This window comes from Candidatus Pseudoscillospira sp. SGI.172 (genome assembly GCF_050313575.1).
Lineage (GTDB): Bacteria > Bacillota > Clostridia > Oscillospirales > Oscillospiraceae > Vermiculatibacterium.
Genome location: NZ_JBNPLQ010000002.1, coordinates 84,667 through 101,201 on the forward strand (window position 1 = coordinate 84,667; position 16,535 = coordinate 101,201).

At 61.5% G+C, this 16,535-nt stretch carries 11 protein-coding genes and 2 tRNA genes; 9 read left to right on the plus strand and 4 right to left on the minus strand.

Annotated features, from left to right (window positions below):
* Positions 1 to 61: 61 nt before the first annotated feature.
* Positions 62 to 1,771 carry a DUF4368 domain-containing protein gene (locus ACQRD3_RS01675; RefSeq protein ID WP_427779430.1) on the plus strand — a complete coding sequence of 570 codons (1,710 nt, stop codon included), beginning with the start codon at positions 62 to 64 and terminating at the stop codon, positions 1,769 to 1,771.
* 57 nt (positions 1,772 to 1,828) lie between these two features.
* Here ACQRD3_RS01675 and ACQRD3_RS01680 read toward each other — a convergent pair.
* Positions 1,829 to 1,905 (minus strand) — tRNA-Met (locus tag ACQRD3_RS01680).
* A 10-nt stretch (positions 1,906 to 1,915) separates the two neighbouring features.
* Positions 1,916 to 2,003: transfer RNA gene (locus ACQRD3_RS01685), tRNA-Leu, on the minus strand.
* Positions 2,004 to 2,420: 417 nt separating this feature from the next.
* Here ACQRD3_RS01685 and prfB point away from each other — a divergent pair.
* From prfB to ACQRD3_RS01700, 3 genes are all read left to right on the plus strand, one after another.
* Complete coding sequence (prfB, locus tag ACQRD3_RS01690; RefSeq protein ID WP_080907200.1) at positions 2,421 to 3,542, plus strand: peptide chain release factor 2; 1,122 nt, start codon at positions 2,421 to 2,423, stop codon at positions 3,540 to 3,542.
* 59 nt (positions 3,543 to 3,601) lie between these two features.
* Positions 3,602 to 4,102 (plus strand): hypothetical protein, encoded by a 501-nt coding sequence (locus ACQRD3_RS01695; protein ID WP_427779432.1) that lies wholly within the window; start codon positions 3,602 to 3,604, stop codon positions 4,100 to 4,102.
* 135 nt (positions 4,103 to 4,237) lie between these two features.
* The gene (locus ACQRD3_RS01700) at positions 4,238 to 8,293 is read left to right on the plus strand and encodes an alpha/beta fold hydrolase (RefSeq protein WP_427779434.1); all 4,056 of its coding nucleotides are present in this window, start codon (positions 4,238 to 4,240) and stop codon (positions 8,291 to 8,293) included.
* A gap of 166 nt (positions 8,294 to 8,459) precedes the next feature.
* Here the strand turns inward: ACQRD3_RS01700 and ACQRD3_RS01705 are convergent, their stop codons facing one another.
* Positions 8,460 to 9,707 (minus strand): glutamate-5-semialdehyde dehydrogenase, encoded by a 1,248-nt coding sequence (locus ACQRD3_RS01705; protein WP_080907202.1) that lies wholly within the window; start codon positions 9,705 to 9,707, stop codon positions 8,460 to 8,462.
* A gap of 69 nt (positions 9,708 to 9,776) precedes the next feature.
* On the minus strand, positions 9,777 to 10,598 hold the full coding sequence (gene proB, locus ACQRD3_RS01710) for a glutamate 5-kinase (RefSeq protein WP_143476623.1): 822 nt from the start codon (positions 10,596 to 10,598) through the stop codon (positions 9,777 to 9,779).
* A gap of 238 nt (positions 10,599 to 10,836) precedes the next feature.
* On the opposite strand from proB, the gene ACQRD3_RS01715 reads away from it, so the two are divergent.
* The 5 genes from ACQRD3_RS01715 (at position 10,837) to eno (ending at position 16,480) form a co-directional block, all read left to right on the plus strand.
* Positions 10,837 to 11,337 carry a tRNA (cytidine(34)-2'-O)-methyltransferase gene (locus ACQRD3_RS01715; protein ID WP_427779436.1) on the plus strand — a complete coding sequence of 167 codons (501 nt, stop codon included), beginning with the start codon at positions 10,837 to 10,839 and terminating at the stop codon, positions 11,335 to 11,337.
* A 17-nt stretch (positions 11,338 to 11,354) separates the two neighbouring features.
* Entirely contained in the window at positions 11,355 to 12,548 is a 1,194-nt protein-coding gene (locus ACQRD3_RS01720) for a phosphoglycerate kinase (RefSeq protein ID WP_080907205.1), read from the plus strand.
* Between the two features lie 142 nt (positions 12,549 to 12,690).
* Positions 12,691 to 13,464 (plus strand): triose-phosphate isomerase, encoded by a 774-nt coding sequence (gene tpiA, locus ACQRD3_RS01725; protein WP_427779438.1) that lies wholly within the window; start codon positions 12,691 to 12,693, stop codon positions 13,462 to 13,464.
* Between the two features lie 66 nt (positions 13,465 to 13,530).
* Positions 13,531 to 15,045, plus strand: a complete 1,515-nt coding sequence (gene gpmI, locus ACQRD3_RS01730) for a 2,3-bisphosphoglycerate-independent phosphoglycerate mutase (protein WP_080907207.1) — start codon at positions 13,531 to 13,533, stop codon at positions 15,043 to 15,045.
* A gap of 130 nt (positions 15,046 to 15,175) precedes the next feature.
* Positions 15,176 to 16,480, plus strand: a complete 1,305-nt coding sequence (gene eno / locus ACQRD3_RS01735) for a phosphopyruvate hydratase (protein ID WP_427779441.1) — start codon at positions 15,176 to 15,178, stop codon at positions 16,478 to 16,480.
* The last annotated feature ends 55 nt before the right edge of the window (positions 16,481 to 16,535 follow it).

Below are 16,535 nucleotides of genomic sequence, written 5' to 3' on the forward strand. Positions count from 1 at the left end.
CGGTATAATTGTATTGGGAATACAAGATATGCTCTGTTCGGCTGTCCGGAAAGGAGGACTTATGAGACAGTCGAATAACAAAAAATCCCGTGATGTGACCGCTTTCCTCTATGAGCGGCTTTCCCGTGACGATAATCTGGAGGGTGAGAGTTACAGCATCGGCAATCAGAAAAAGCTGTTAACCAAAGTGGCGAAGGAGAAAGGCTACACCAATCTGGTCCATTTCCTGGACGATGGCATTTCCGGCGTCACGATGGACCGCCCTGGTTTTGTGGAGATGATCCAGCAGCTTGAGCAGGGGCGGGCCGCTGCGGTATTTGTCAAAGACCTTTCCCGCTTGGGCCGTAACTACATCGAGGTCGGCAGACTGACCGAGGAATTTTTCCCGGAGCATGACATTCGCTTGGTGGCGGTATCCGACAACATCGACACCGCCGAGGGCGAGAACGAGTTGGCACCGGTCCGCAACCTGTTTAATGAATGGTATGCCCGCGACATCAGCAAGAAACGGCGTATCAGCAACAAGATCAAGGGAAATGCGGGCGAGCCGATGGGCCAGCCTCCCTACGGTTACATCAAAGACCCCGACAATCCGAAACGATGGATCGTAGATGACGAAGCCGCCCAGGTGGTTCGGCGGATTTACAGCATGACCCTGGAGGGCTACGGAACGGAGCAGATCGCCACGCAGCTTGAACGGGATGAAATCCTTACCCCTTGTGCCTATTGGCTGAAAAAGGGCATCAAGCGCCCTGGAAAGGGTAAGCAGCAGCCCGCTACCAAGTGGAACAGTTCCACCGTGACCAAAATCCTGTCTTTGCAGGAATATTGCGGTGACATTCTCAACTTCAAGACCTACTCCAAATCCTACAAGAACAAAAAGAGGTTGGAGAATGACCGTGAGAATTGGGTCGTCTTCAAGGATGTCCACGAGCCGATCATCGAACGGTCTGTTTTTGAGCAGGTGCAGCAGAAGCGGGGCAAAATCCGCAAGCGCCGCACCAACAAAGGTGAGCACAACATGTTCTCCGGCCTTCTGGTCTGTGCTGATTGCGGCTGCAATCTTCACTTCCATTTCAATCAAGGCAACCCGGAGATCAAGTATTTCAACTGCTCCAACTATAAGGGCAACCGTGGGAGCTGTACGTCCACCCACTATGTCCGAGTAGATTTCCTAGAACAGGTGGTGCTTGGTGAAATCCGGCGTCTGACGAAGTTTGCCAGCCTCTATGAGGACGAGTTTCTGAAAGCGGTGATCGGGCACTCCCAGCAAGCGGCGGAGACCGACCGCAAGCTGAAGGAAAAGGAATTGAAAGCCCTGCTTGCCCGTGACGAGGAACTGGACGGGCTGTTTGAACGCATCTATGAGGACAATGTTTCCGGCAAGCTCTCCGATGACCGTTTTGCAAAAATGTCTAGACGGTATGAGGACGAGCAAAAGGAGCTGGCGGAGAAAATCAAAAAGCTCCGCTCCGAAATTGAGAAGCAGAGCAGCCAGGCCATGACCACGGATATGTTCATCTCTTTGGTGCGAAAGTACACCCGCGCACGCAAGCTCAAGCCCCGGATGCTCAACGAGTTGGTTGAGAAGATCGAGGTTTACCATGCGGAGAAAATTGATGGTGTGTGGGAGCAGCGACTTCGCATCCATTATAACTGCGTGGGAGAAATCACAATCCCTAAAATGCTGCCTCTCCCAATTCCTGATGTGACCGTCAATACCCGAAAGGGTGTATTCGTCAACTACGCTCCGGCAGAGATCGCCGGATGAAAACAAAAAAAGACGAGTGTTCTTACAGCTTTTCAAATGCTATAAGAACACTCGTCATGGTTGCGGGGACAGGATTTGAACCTGCGACCTCCGGGTTATGAGCCCGACGAGCTACCGAACTGCTCTACCCCGCGATATGATTGCTGGTGCCGGAGACCGGGATCGAACCGGCACGTTCTTTTGGAACACAGGATTTTAAGTCCCGGGCGTCTACCAATTCCGCCACTCCGGCATGAAAGAAACGCATTTCCAAGTGCGAAATCTATAATACCACGGAGTTGAGTCTTTGTCAATGAAAAAGATTTAAAAATCAAGAAAGCTTTTTCGCGCATTTTCTTATGGGGCTGCGCATAGAATAAGGAGAACCGCTGCTTACAGAGAGGAGGCGCCGCCGTGGATGAGAAGACCCTGCCAGTCGGGCGGGGCGGCGAGCGGGGAGACGTGGACGACCTGATCTTCCCCATCCAGTCCGCACCCATTCCGAGTAATCGTTGAACAAACATCGTCAAAAGGACCAAAGACCGCCCCTTCGGGCGGTTTTTGTGTATCTGTCTCTTTACAAGCGGGGTGGCTTTGGATATAATAATATCCGTATGTGCGGGGCTGAACAGGAAAGCCCCGCTGATTTTGACGAATGCGAGTGTGGAACATGCTGCAATTTGACGAATATAAGGTAAAGCTCAACAATCTCAAGCCCGCACTGGACGAGCTGGCGCAGGCTCTGGATCTGGAGGCCGCCCGGCGGGAGCTTGAAATGCTGGAGTCGGAGAGTGCTTCCGAGGGCTTCTGGGACAACCTGGAGAAATCGCAGAAGGCCACCCGGCGGATGAATACCCTCCGGAGCAAGCTGGACAGCCAGCGCCGCAGGGAGAGCCATTGGGACGATTTGATGACCATCTGCGAGATGGGCAACGAGGAGGAGGACGACAGCCTGCTTCCCGAGCTGGAGGAGGGCTACGCCAAGCTGGAGTCCGAGATGGAGGATGCCCGCCTGTCCACGCTGCTCACCGGCGAATACGATAACTCCAACGCCATTCTCACCATCCACGCCGGCGCCGGCGGCACCGAGGCCCAGGACTGGGCCCAGATGCTGCTGCGGATGTATACCCGCTGGGCCGAGCGCCACGGCTATGAGTGCAAGGTGGCCGATGTGACCGAGGGAGACGAGGCGGGGATCAAGTCGGCCACCATTATGATCGAGGGTGAAAACGCCTACGGCCACCTGCGCAGTGAGCACGGCGTCCACCGGCTGGTGCGGGTGTCCCCCTTCGACGCCAACGCCAGACGGCAGACTTCCTTCGCCGCGCTGGAGGTCATGCCGGAGATCGAGGACGACGTGGAGGTGGACATCCGCCCCGAGGACATCGAGATGCAGGTCTACCGCTCCTCCGGCGCCGGCGGCCAGCACATCAACAAGACCTCTTCCGCCGTGCGGCTCATCCATAAGCCCACCGGCGTGGTGGTGGCCTGCCAGACCGAGCGCAGCCAGTTCCAGAACAAGGAGACCTGTATGAAGATGCTGCGCTCCAAGCTGGTGCAGCTGAAGATGGAGGCCCACGCAGAGAAGATCTCCGACATCAAGGGCGTGCAGCTGAAGATCGAATGGGGCAGCCAGATCCGCAGCTATGTGTTTATGCCTTACCAGATGGTGAAGGACAACCGCACCGGCTTTGAGACCAGCAATGTGAGCGGCGTCATGGACGGCGACCTGGACGGCTTTATCAACGCCTACCTGAAGGCGGGGGCCACAGGCAACTGGGCCACAAAATAATAAAAAAGGGCAGTCTCCGGGTGGGGGACTGCCCCTTTAGAATGACAAGGAGGGGAACGATGCAAAGACAGGGAAGAGCAATCGTCCTGTTCCTCTTTGCGGCGGCGCTGATCCTGTTTCCGACGGTGTCATTGACGGTGAAGTCCGCCGTACAGCCCATGTCGGACCGGGAGGTTGAGAAATACCGTGCGTATGGCCTTGCGCTCCCCGGTGCAGTGGATGCGGCCCCGACTCCGGAGGAGATTCTGGGGTACTGTGTTTTTGCGGGGGAACAGAGAATAGGCAGCGAGACTTACGCTGCCTACACCTCCTCTGAATTGGCCCGGTATCTGAAGGACTGCCGGGAGCTCAGGGAAGTGATCGTGAACGCTTCCGGTACCGTCTATCTCACCTACAGCACGGATCATAACGAGATGGTGATCCTAAGCTGTGCTGAGGACGGGGCGGAAACCAGAACCATCTATGATGAGACCACGGACACGGCCTATTTTCTCTCCCCGGATAAGAATGAAAAGCACACCAATTACCGAAAGGGAGAGAGCGGCATAGCCTGGTTCTAAGTCATGCTTTTTCCGGCCTTTTCTTCCGGGCGGCCCTTGTATTTTTTATGGGGGTTTGCTACAATCATAAGTACGGAAAACGTTTTTCGTTTTCGCACCCGGCAAAATTCATAAAAGGAAAAGGTGGAATGTCCCATGAAGCAAAAAAAGCTGCTGTCCCTGGTGCTTTCTCTGGCCATGATGTTCTCCCTGGCGGCCCCCGCGCTGGCCGCTGAAGAGACTGCCCCGGTCGAGACCGTCACCCCCTATACCGTTCCTGCGGATGTGAAGGACAAATTGGTCATCCTCCACACCAACGACACCCACGGCCACGATGTGGCGGTGGAGGGCGAGACCGTCGGCACCGCCGGCGTGGCTGCTCTGAAGAAGGACTTCGAGGCCGCCGGAGCCACCGTGCTGCTCCTCTCCGCCGGCGATTTCTCCCAGGGCACCACCCTGGTGAGCCTGGACAAGGGCGCTTCCGCCGTGGACTTCATGAACGCCGCCGGCTACAATGCCGCCTCCCTGGGCAATCATGAGTTCGACTACAAAATAGACGCGCTCAAGGCCAACGTGGAGAAGGCCGGGTTCCCCGTCCTGGCTGCCAACATCGTGGTGACCTCCACCGGCAAACCTCTCTTTGGCGATCGTGTCACCTTTGACACCGCCATCGGCAAGGTGGGCGTGTTTGGTCTGGACACCCCCGAGACCATGACCAAGGCCCACCCCGACAATGTCAAGGGACTGACCTTCTATCAGGGCGAAGAGCTCATCAAGTGCGCACAGGCCCAGGTCGATGCCCTGAAGGCCGATGGCTGCGCTTACATTGTGGCCCTCTCCCATTTGGGCGTGGACCCTGAGAGCGAGCCCAACCGCTCCACCGACGTGTTTGCCAAGGTCACCGGTGTGGATCTGGTGGTGGACGGCCACTCCCACACCGAGATGGAGGGCGACACTGCCAAGACCGTGGGCGACGCCCTGGTCGTCTCCACCGGCGAGCAGCTCAACAACGTGGGCGTCGTCATCACCGACGGCACCGACACCAAGAGCGAGCTGGTCTCCGCTGCCGCCTATACTAAAGTGGACACCGACGTGGCCAAGATCGTCAATGATAGGGATGCGGAGGTTTCCGTCGAACTGAATCGGGTCTTTGCCACCACTGAGGTAAAGCTGGATGGCAACCGCGCCCCCGGCGTCCGCACCCAGGAGACCAACCTGGGCGACTTTGCCGCCGACGCCATCCTCTGGTCTGCCAGGCAGGCCCTGGGCGAGGACAAGGTGGATGTGGCCCTCACCAACGGCGGCGGCATCCGCGCCACCATTGAGGCCGGCGACATCACCATGAACACCATGAAGACCGTATTCCCCTTCGGCAACGAGGTTGCCACCATCGACCTCACCGGCGCGGAGCTGCTGGAGGCCCTGGAGGCCGCCACCTGCTCCACTCCCACCGCCATCGGCGCCTTCCCCCAGGTGGCGGGCATGAGCTTTCAGATCGATACCTCCGTGGCCTACGCCAACGGTGCGCAGTATCCCGACTCCACTTATTTTGCCCCCGCAAACCCCGGCAGCCGCGTCACCGACGTGACCGTCAACGGCGAGGCGCTGGACCTGGAGGCCACCTACACCCTGGCCACCAACGACTTCACCGCCGCCGGCGGCGACACCTACGGCGTGTTCCTGGGCAAGAGCGTGTACAAGACCGGCGTGGCCCTGGAGGACGCTTTGGTCAACTATACCCGCGAGGTCCTGGGAAACAAGATCACCGCGGCTGATTACGGCGCGCCCGCCGGCCGCATCACCGTCAAGTATGTGGGCGTGGACGGCTCCGCCTGGTACGCCCAGGCCGCCAAGTTTGTGATGGACGCCGGCATGATGAGCTCCACCGGCAATGGCTTTGATCCCGACGCCGTCGTCACCCGCGCCACCGTGTTCCAGATGCTGTACAATGATCAGGGCAAGCCCGCCATGGCGGACAAGGCCTCCTTCAGCGACGTGGAGGGCAAGTGGTACGCCGACTCCGCCGCCTGGGCGGAGAGCGTGGGTCTGGCCCAGGGCGACAACGGCTCTTACGCCGGCGACCGGGCCGTGACCCGCGCCGAGCTGGCCGTTATTCTTACCCGCTATGCCGCCGCCCAGAACATGGTGGGCGCCGTGGGCGACTACTCCGCCTTTGCAGACGCCGCAGACGTGGCATCCTGGGCCTCTGAGGGCATCAGCTTTGCCGTGGGGTCCGGCGTCATTTCCGGCAAGCCCGGCAACCTGCTCGATCCCAACGGCACCGCCGTCCGCTCCGAGCTGGCCACCGTCATGATGAACTACTATACCAAGCTGACCGCTCCCTATGAGGAGACCGTGGTGGCCATTGATGTCCCGGCCACCGATGGCGTGCCCGCCCACACCGTTCCCGGCATCCTCACCGTCCCCGCCGGGGACGGCAAGTATCCCGCCGTGGTGATGCTCCACGGCACCGGCTCCAACAAGAACGAGGCCGGGGGCGGCTATGACATGGCCGCACCCGCCATGGCGCTCTCCGGCATCGCCAGCCTGCGCATCGACTTTATGGGCAACGGCGATTCCACCGCCGACTATATCAACTATTCCTACACTTCCGCCAATGTGGACGCCAAGGCGGCCGCCGACTACCTGGCCGCGCTGGACAGCGTGGACGGCGGCAAGCTGGCCGTCATGGGCTGGAGCCAGGGCGGCACCAACGCCCTGCTGGCCGCGGCCAAGTATCCCCAGACCTTCAAGGCTGTCATCACCTGGTCCGGCGCCGTCCGGCTGGACGACAGTACCGGCCTCTTCGGCGACAAGACTTTCGCCCAGGCCAAGGCCATCGCCGACAAGGACGGCTCCTATGAGATGACCTTCGACTGGCGGGATCCCCTCCAGGTGGGCAAAAAGTGGTTTGCCGACGTGGCATCCACCGACGTGCTGAAGGAGACTGCCAAGATTGCCGGCCCCGTGCTGGCCATCAACGGTGATCAGGACACCACCGTCACCCCTGACAACGCCGCCGCCATCGCCGAGGCCGCCAAGGACGGCCGGGTCTGGATGGTGAAGGGCGCCGACCACACCTATAACGTCTTTACCGGCGACTACTCCGCTATCGGCGAGACCATCAACGTGGGCATCGGATTCCTGGAGGAGACCTTCAACGGCGCTCTGGAGCCGGGCAGCGCCCTCTCCGTGAGCAAGTACGGCAACGTCACCACTACCCTGCCCGTCAGCCTTTTTGACGGAGCCGGCTATGAAGTGGGCGACGTGCTCAGCGTCACCGTGGGCGACACCACCCTGGAAGCCCCCTACGGCACCGCCTACTCCAACGTGGACAACGGCAGCGTCATCATCCTGCCCGACAGCTCCACCGGCACCATGGCCATCGCCATCAACATGGGCAACTTCGCCAAGACCTACAGCGTTACCGACGAGACCCCCATCACCTTCTCCCTGAAGGAGAAGGCGGGCTATCTGGAGGAGTACCAGATCCGCAACATCGACACCCTGCGCACCAATGACCGGGCCGACTATTCCTCTGACGAGGTCTTTGCCAACTTCCGCGGCATCGTCATGGGGAACATCCCCGAAGGTACGCTGTACCGCTCCTCCAGCCCCGTGAACCCCGAACTGGGCCGGAACACTTACGCCGACGCTCTGGCCAAGGCCGCCGGGGTCAAGACCATCATCGACCTGGCCGACAGCGAGGAAGAGCGCGCCGGATATGAGGGCTTCGCCCAGAGCTACGCTTCCACGGTGGACGCGGTCGCGCTGAACATGGGCGTGGACTTCGCCGCCGAGGACTTCAACGCCAAGCTGAAGACCGGCCTGGAGTACATGATCGCCCATGAGGGTCCCTACCTCATCCACTGCAACGAGGGCAAGGACCGGGCCGGTTTCGTCTCCGCGCTCCTCTCCGCCCTGGGCGGCGGCAGCGCGGACCAGATCGTGGAGGACTATATGCTCTCCTATGAAAACTACTATCATGTGGAGCACCATTCCGACCGGTGGTATCGCATCGCCAACAGCAACATCATCAAGACCCTGTGCACCCTCACCGGCACCACTACCGAGGCCGAGATGAAGAAGGCCGACCTTCAGAAGGCCGCTGAGACCTACCTTACCGAGAAGGTGGGACTGAGCGCCGAGCAGGTGACCGCGCTCCTGGAGACCATCACCACCCAGCGGGCCGCAGCCCAGCCCGCCGCCTGAGCAGCTTCGGCACAGGCAGAGGCGCCCCGGCAGTTTGCTCAGATCCGGCGTATCCCGCGCTGCGGGAATCTCCGCCGGGAGCGCTTACAGCATCAGAAAAGCCGGCCCGCGAACCACAAAAGGTTCGCGGGCCGGCTTTTTGCAGCGCCCCGGTCCGGGAAAGGAGTCAGCGCACCTGGCCGGAGCCGTAGACCACGTACTTGGTGGAGGTGAGCTCCTCCAGCCCCATGGGGCCCCGGGCGTGGAGCTTCTGGGTGGAGATGCCGATCTCGGCTCCCAACCCAAACTCAAAGCCGTCGGTGAAGCGGGTGGAGGCGTTGACGTACACCGCCGCCGCGTCCACCGTATCCAGGAAGTGCTGGGCAGCCGTGTAGTTTTCGGTGACGATGGCCTCAGAGTGGCCGGTGGAGTGGACCGCGATGAAATCCACCGCCTCGTCCAGCCCGGAGACCACCTTGGCCGCCAGCTGGTAGTCCCCGTACTCGGTGTCCCAGTCCTCGGCAGTGGCGGGAACCACACCCTCGCCCAGGATCTCCCGAACCTCCGGTCCGCCGTGGATGGTGACATTCTTGGTCTTGAGATAGGCCCAGGCCATGGGTAAAAAGTCGGCGGCTACCGCCCGGTCAATGAGCACGCACTCGGCGGCGTTGCACACAGAGGGGCGGGAGCATTTGGCGTTGAAGAGGATGCGGGCGGCCATGTCCAGGTCGGCGTCCCGGTGGACATAAATATGGCACACGCCCTCGCCCGTGCGGATGACGGGCACATGGGCGTTGGCCGCCACCGAGCGGATGAGCCCCGCCCCGCCCCGGGGGATGAGCACGTCCAGGTACCCGGTCAGATCCATCATCTCCTGGGCGCTCTGCCGGCTGGTGTCCTCCACCAGCGCCACGCAGTCCCGGGACAGGCCCGTACCCTCCAGGGCGTCACGGAGGATTCCGATGACAGCTTTGTTGGAGCGAAAGGCCTCCCTGCCCCCCCGGAGGAGGGCGGCGTTGCCCGACTTCAGGCAGAGAACAGCGGCATCCACGGTAACGTTGGGCCGGGCTTCGTAAATGATGCCCACCACACCCAGCGGCACCCGGCGCTGCTCGATCTTCAGGCCGTTGGGGCGCAGAGTGGTCTTGACCACCTGACCCACCGGGTCGGGCAGTGCGGCCACCTGCCGCACCCCCTCGGCGATCCCGTCGATGCGGGCATCGTCCAGCGCCAGCCGGTCCAGGAGCGCCGGCCGCATCCCGGCGGCCCGGGCGGCCTCCAGATCCTGGGCGTTGGCGTTCAGCCATTCCTCTCTGCGCCCTGTCAGGGCGTCGGCAATGGCGGCCAGCGCGGCATTTTTTTCGGCCATGGAGGCGCCTGCCAGACGCCGGGCGGCGTGGCGGGCGGCAAGGCCCTGGGTTTCCAAAAGGGTCATAAAGACGCACTCCCTTCCTGCATTCCATCCAGAATAAACGTATGTAAAAAGGTTTTGCGGGACAGGATGTTATTGAGCCCCGCCGCGCGCCGGCGCAGGGTGTTTCGCCGAAAACCGCGTCCCCACATCTTTTCCCTCTACGATATCGTAGAGGTCGTCCGGATGCTCGGAGTTGGCGATGACCATGTCGATGCCGTGGGACATGGCCCGGCGTGCGGCGGTGAGTTTGGTGTGCATACCCCCGGTCCCCCACTGGGTGCCGCCCTCTCCGGCCAGAGCTTCGATCTCCGGAGTGATGGCCTCCACCCGATGGAGGAGTTTGGCGTCCGGGTGCTTGTGGGGATCGGCGTCATAGAGCCCGTCGATGTCGCTGAGGAGCACCAGAAGGTCGGCCCCGCACAGTCCCGCCACAATGGCGGAGAGGGTGTCGTTATCGCCCAGCACCTTTTTTTGCCCGGTCTCAATTTCAGTGGAGGAGACCGAGTCGTTCTCGTTCACCACCGGGATGCAGCCCAGCTCCAGCAGGGCCGTGAAGGTGCCGGAGAGGTGCTCGGCCCGGACGGGGTGATCCACATCCTCGTCGGTGAGAAGGATCTGGGCCACCGTCTGGCCATATTCGCCGAAAAACTTGTCGTAGAGGTGCATGATCTCGCACTGCCCCACGGCGGCTGCGGCCTGCTTCCGGCGCAGCTCGGAGGGCCGCTCCTTCATGCCCAGCTTCCCCGCGCCGATGCCGATGGCGCCGGAGGAGACCAAAATCACCTCGTGCCCCATATTTTTCAGGTCGGACAGCACCCGGGCCAGGCCGTCCATCCGCCGCAGATTGGCCCCGCCGCCGGGGCGCAAGAGGGTAGAAGTACCCACCTTGACCACGATCCGCTGTGACTCCATCGCAACCGCCTCCTCTTTCTCTCGGCTCATCATAGCACATTTTTTTCCGGAAACAAAGAGACTGTTAAAAGGCAAACTATTATTTTGGGAAAATCTTACGAAAATGAAAGAAAAAATAAGACATTTTTGCCTAAGGAAAAGAAAACTGGCTGGTTTTTCCCGTTTTAACCTAATTTCGGTTGAAATCATCCGACAAATGGGGTACAATAACCCCTGCGAGAAATGGGGGTGTGTTTTTGTGCTCAATATTGTGTTGGTAGAGCCGGAAATCCCCCAAAACACGGGGAATATCGCCCGCACCTGTGCAGCCACCGGCGCAAGGCTCCATCTGGTGGAACCGCTGGGCTTCGACATCAGCGAAAAAGCGGTGCGCCGGGCGGGGCTGGATTACTGGCATCTGGTGGATCTGCGGGTCCACCACAGTCTGGAGGACCTGTTTTCCCAGTGTCGGCCGGAGGATCTCTGGCTGGCCACCGCAAAAGCGCCCCGGAGCTATACGGATCCAACCGTGACCTTTCGGGATGGCTGCTGGCTCTTTTTCGGCAAGGAGACCACCGGACTCCCCGAGAAATTCCGGCAGACCTACGCCCAGCGCTGCATTCGTATTCCCATCCGGGCGGAGGCCCGGTGCCTGAACCTGTCCAATTCTGTTGCCATCCTGGCCTATGAGGTCCTGCGCCAGACCGGTTTTCCCGGCCTGACCGCTGAGGGAGCGATGGCACATCCATCCACCATCTGAAATAGGAGGTCAAAGGCATGAACTACAACAAGAAAACCGTGAAAGATGTGGACGTAAAGGGGAAGAAAGTCCTCCTCCGCTGCGACTTCAACGTGCCCCAGGACAAGGCCACCGGCGCCATCACCGACGAAAAGCGCATCGTGGCCGCACTGCCCACCATTGAATACCTTCTGGACCAGGGAGCGGCCGTGATCGCCTGCTCTCACCTGGGCAAGCCCAAGGATGGACCTGATCCCAAACTGAGCCTGGCCCCCGTGGCAAAGCGCCTGAGCGAACTGCTGGGCAAGCCGGTGACCATGGCTGCCGACGTGGTGGGTCCAGATGCCGCTGCCAAGGCCGCAGCCCTCAGGCCCGGCGAGATCCTGCTTCTGGAGAACACCCGCTTTGAAAAGGGCGAGACCAAGAACGATCCGGAGCTGGCCAAGAGGATGGCCGCCATGGCTGACCTCTATGTCTCAGACGCTTTCGGCGCCGTCCACCGCGCCCACGCCTCCACCGCCGGAGTGGCCGCATATCTGCCTGCCGTGTCCGGTTTTTTGATCCAGAAGGAGCTGGAGATCATCGGCGGCGCACTGGCCAGTCCCAAGCGTCCGCTGGTGGCCATTCTGGGCGGGAGCAAGGTCTCCTCCAAGATCGGCGTCATCAACAATCTTCTGGAGATCGCCGACACCATCATCATCGGCGGCGGCATGGCATACACCTTCTCCGCCGCTCAGGGCGGCAAGGTGGGCGACAGCCTGTTGGAGGCCGACTGGGAGGACTACTCCAGAGAGATGGTGGCCAAGGCGGCCGCCAAGGGCGTGAAGCTGCTGCTGCCGGTGGATACCGTGGCGGCCGATGCCTTTGCCCCCGACGCCGCCCGCCAGGTGGTGCCTGCCGGGGAGATCCCCGACGGCTGGCAGGGCCTGGACATCGGGCCCGAGACGGTGAAGCTCTACTGCGACGCGGTGAAGGACGCGGGAACCGTCATCTGGAACGGCCCCATGGGCGTGTTTGAATTCCCCGCCTTTGCCAAGGGCACAGAGGCCGTGGCCGAGGCCCTCAGCAAGACTTCCGCCATCACCATCATTGGCGGCGGTGATTCCGCGGCCGCTGTGCAGCAGCTGGGCTATGCCGGCAAGATGACCCACATCTCCACCGGCGGCGGCGCTTCCCTGGAATTTATGGAGGGGAAAGAGCTCCCCGGCGTGGCTTGCCTGCTGGACAAATAAAGTGTCCCCGGTCGGGTCCGCCCGGCATTCCATACCCCTCCGCAGATGCGGTCCCCGGGAAACAGCGGGCCGGGTCTGCGCAGCTCACCGAAATTCGGGGGTGGTACCCCCATTGATTATAGATATGTGAGGAGCCAGATTCATGAATAGAAGATATCGCAAGACGATCATCGCAGGAAACTGGAAGATGAACAAGACGCTCTCCGAGACCCGGATTTTCGCCGACGAACTCAAGAGCCTGATGGGTCGGCCGAAGTGGTGCGAAGTGGTGCTGTGCGTGCCCTATGTCAACATCCAGGCCGCCACCCGTCTGTTCAAGGACTGCCGGGTGTCCATCGGCGCGGAGAACTGCCACTACGAGTCCTCCGGCGCCTACACCGGGGAGGTCTCCGCCGAGATGCTCAAGGAGCTGGGCGTGAAATATGTGGTCATCGGCCATTCCGAGCGCCGCCAGTACTACAACGAGACCGACTTTACCGTCAACAAGAAGGTCCACGCGGCACTGGAGGCCGGCCTGCGGCCCATCGTTTGCGTGGGAGAGAGTCTGGAGCAGCGGGAACTGGGCGTGACGCTGGAGCTCATCACCTATCAGGTCAAGTGCGCGCTGTCCGGGGTCCCCGCCGAGAAGATGCGCCATGTGGTCTTTGCCTATGAGCCCATCTGGGCCATCGGCACCGGAAAGACCGCCACCGCTCAGGAGGCGGGCGAGGTCTGTGAGACCATCCGCACCGTCATCCGCAAGCTTTACGGCGCCCGGGTGGCCCGGGCCGTCACCGTCCAGTACGGCGGCTCCATGAATCCCAAGAACGCCCAGGAACTGCTGGCCCAGCCCGATGTGGACGGCGGCCTCATCGGCGGCGCCTCTTTGAAGCCCGACCAGTTTGTGGAGATCATCAACGCAGCCAACCAGGAATGACCGGGAGAACTGCGGCAGGGGGATGTTTTCCCCTTTCCGACGACTTGATTAGATTCGAGGTTCTTTATGAGTAAAACACCGACCACTCTCATCATTATGGACGGCTTCGGCCTTCGGGACGAGACTGCGGGCAATGCGGTGGCCAACGCCCGCAAGAGCGTGCTCGACAAAATTTTTGACCAGTGTCCGGGCTGCCGCCTCTCCGCCTCTGGGCTGGACGTGGGCCTGCCCGAGGGGCAGATGGGCAACTCCGAGGTGGGGCACACCAACATCGGAGCGGGCCGTGTGGTTTTTCAGGATCTGCCCCGCATCTCGAAATCCATTGCCGACGGAGATTTTTTTCAAAACGAGGCCTATCTGGATGTGATGCGTGCCTGCAAAGAGGCGGACACCGCCCTTCACGTCTTTGGGCTGCTGTCCGACGGCGGCGTCCACAGCCACAATACCCACATCTATGCGCTGCTGAAGCTGGCGAAGGAGCAGGGACTCAGCCAGGTCTGGGTCCACGCTTTCCTGGACGGCCGGGATGTCCCTCCCGCCTCGGGCAAGGGATATGTGGAGGAACTGGCCGCCCGGTGCGCCGAACTCGGCGTGGGGCAGATCGCCACGGTCTCCGGCCGGTATTATGCCATGGATCGGGACAAGCGCTGGGACCGGGTGCAGCTGGCCTATGACGCCATCGCCGACGCCAAGGGGATTCCCGCTGCCGACCCCGCGGCGGCGGTGCAGGCCTCCTACGATCAGGAGGTCACCGACGAGTTTGTGCGCCCCGTGGTAGTGGGGGATTACCCCGGCGTGGGGGAGGGGGACGGCATCGTCTTTATGAACTTCCGGCCCGATCGGGCCCGGGAGATCACCCGCTGCTTTGTGGACCCCGCCTTCCAGGAGGTACAGCGTGCCTACCGGCCGGTGCGGTTTGTCTGCACCACCGAATATGACGCCTCCATGCCCAACGTGTCCGTGGCCTTCCCCCACCGGAAGCTGACCAATGTGTTCGGGGAGTATATCAGCTCCCTGGGCCTGACCCAGCTGCGCATCGCCGAGACCGAGAAGTACGCCCATGTGACCTTCTTCTTCAACGGCGGGCAGGAGACCGTGTTCCCGGGAGAGGATCGGGTCCTCATCCCGTCCCCCAAGGTGCCCACCTATGACCTGAAGCCCGACATGAGCGCCCGGGAAGTGGCCGCCGAGGCGGTGAAGCGTATCGAGAGCGGGGAGTACGACGTCATTATCCTGAACTTTGCCAACTGTGACATGGTGGGCCACACCGGGGTCTACGAGGCCGCCCGTCTGGCGGTGGAGACGGTGGACGAGTGTGTGGGGAAGGTCGTGGAGGCCACCGCCAGGATGGGGGGCATCTCCCTCATCACCGCCGACCACGGCAACGCCGAGCGGATGCTGGAGGACGACGGAGTCACTCCCTATACCGCCCACACCACCAACCTGGTGCCCTTCTATCTCGTGGGCGTCAATGTCCAGCTCCGGGACGGACGCCTGTGCGACATCGCCCCCACCATGCTGGATCTGATGGGCCTGGAAAAGCCCCGGGAGATGGACGGGGCGAGCCTGATCGTCTCTTAAAGACCGTGTGTTCGGGCGGGTTTTCCCGCTCTGACCAATTCCCGCGGCCCGGGCATGGGCTGTCCCGCACCCGACGCCGCACGACCGCTGACGGCCTTTTGCGCCGTCCCATTTGAAAGGAGAAATTGCAATGAAGCAGATCATTGAAATCGTCGACGTCCTCGGCCGTGAGATCCTGGACTCCCGCGGCAACCCCACCGTGGAGGTGGAGGTCTATCTGGAGGACGGCACCGTAGGCCGCGCTTCCGTGCCCTCCGGCGCTTCCACCGGTGTTTATGAGGCCTGCGAGCTCCGGGACGGCGACAAGGACCGCTACTTGGGCAAGGGCGTGCTGAAGGCCGTCAACAATGTCAACACTGAGATCGCCGAGTGCCTGGTGGGCATGAACGTGCTGGACCAGGTGGCCATCGACATGGCCATGATCGACCTCGATGGCACCCCCAACAAGTCCCGCCTGGGCGCCAACGCCATTCTGGGCGCCTCCCTGGCCTGCGCCAAGGCCGCCGCCGAGAGCCTGGGCATGTCTCTGTATAACTACATCGGCGGCACCAATGCCAAGGTCCTGCCCGTGCCCATGATGAACATCCTCAACGGCGGTGCGCACGCCACCAACAACGTGGACATCCAGGAGTTCATGATCATGCCCGTGGGTGCCACCAGCTGGCACGAGGCCCTGCGCATGTGCGCCGAGGTGTTCCACACCCTGAAGGGCGTGCTCAAGGAGAACGGCACTCCCGCTACCGGTGTGGGTGACGAGGGCGGCTACGCCCCCAACCTGAAGAAGGACGAGGATGCCTTCAAGTGCATCGTGGCCGCTATTGAGAAGGCCGGCTACAAGCCCGGCGAGGACTTCATGATCGCCATGGACGCCGCCGTGTCCGACTGGTGGAACAAGGAGACCGAGTGCTACGATCTGCCCAAGGCCAAGAAGAGCATGACCCGTCAGCAGATGGTCAACATGTGGAAGAAGTTCGCCGACGCCTATCCCATCATCTCCATGGAGGACTGCATGGGCGAGGACGACTGGGAAGGCTGGGCCATGCTGACCAAGGCCCTGGGCGACCGGGTCCAGCTGGTGGGCGACGATCTGTTCGTCACCAATGCCGAGCGGGTGCAGAAGGGCTTGGATCTGCATGTGGCCAACGCCGTGCTCATCAAGGTCAATCAGATCGGCACCCTGACCGAGACGCTGGACACCATCCAGAAGGCCAACCGCGCCGGCTACACCGCCATCGTCTCCCACCGCTCCGGCGAGACGGAGGACGCCACCATCGCCGACTTGGTGGTGGGCATGAACGCCGGCCAGATCAAGACCGGCGCTCCCAGCCGCACCGACCGCGTGGCCAAGTACAACCAGCTCCTGCGCATTGAGGAGGAGCTGGACGACGTGGCCCAGTACTGGGGCAAGGACGCCTTCTTCAACCTGAAGAAGTAAAAAAGGGTACAAAAAAGACCCGGCCGCTCAGCGGCCGGGTCTTTTTGCTCTGTTT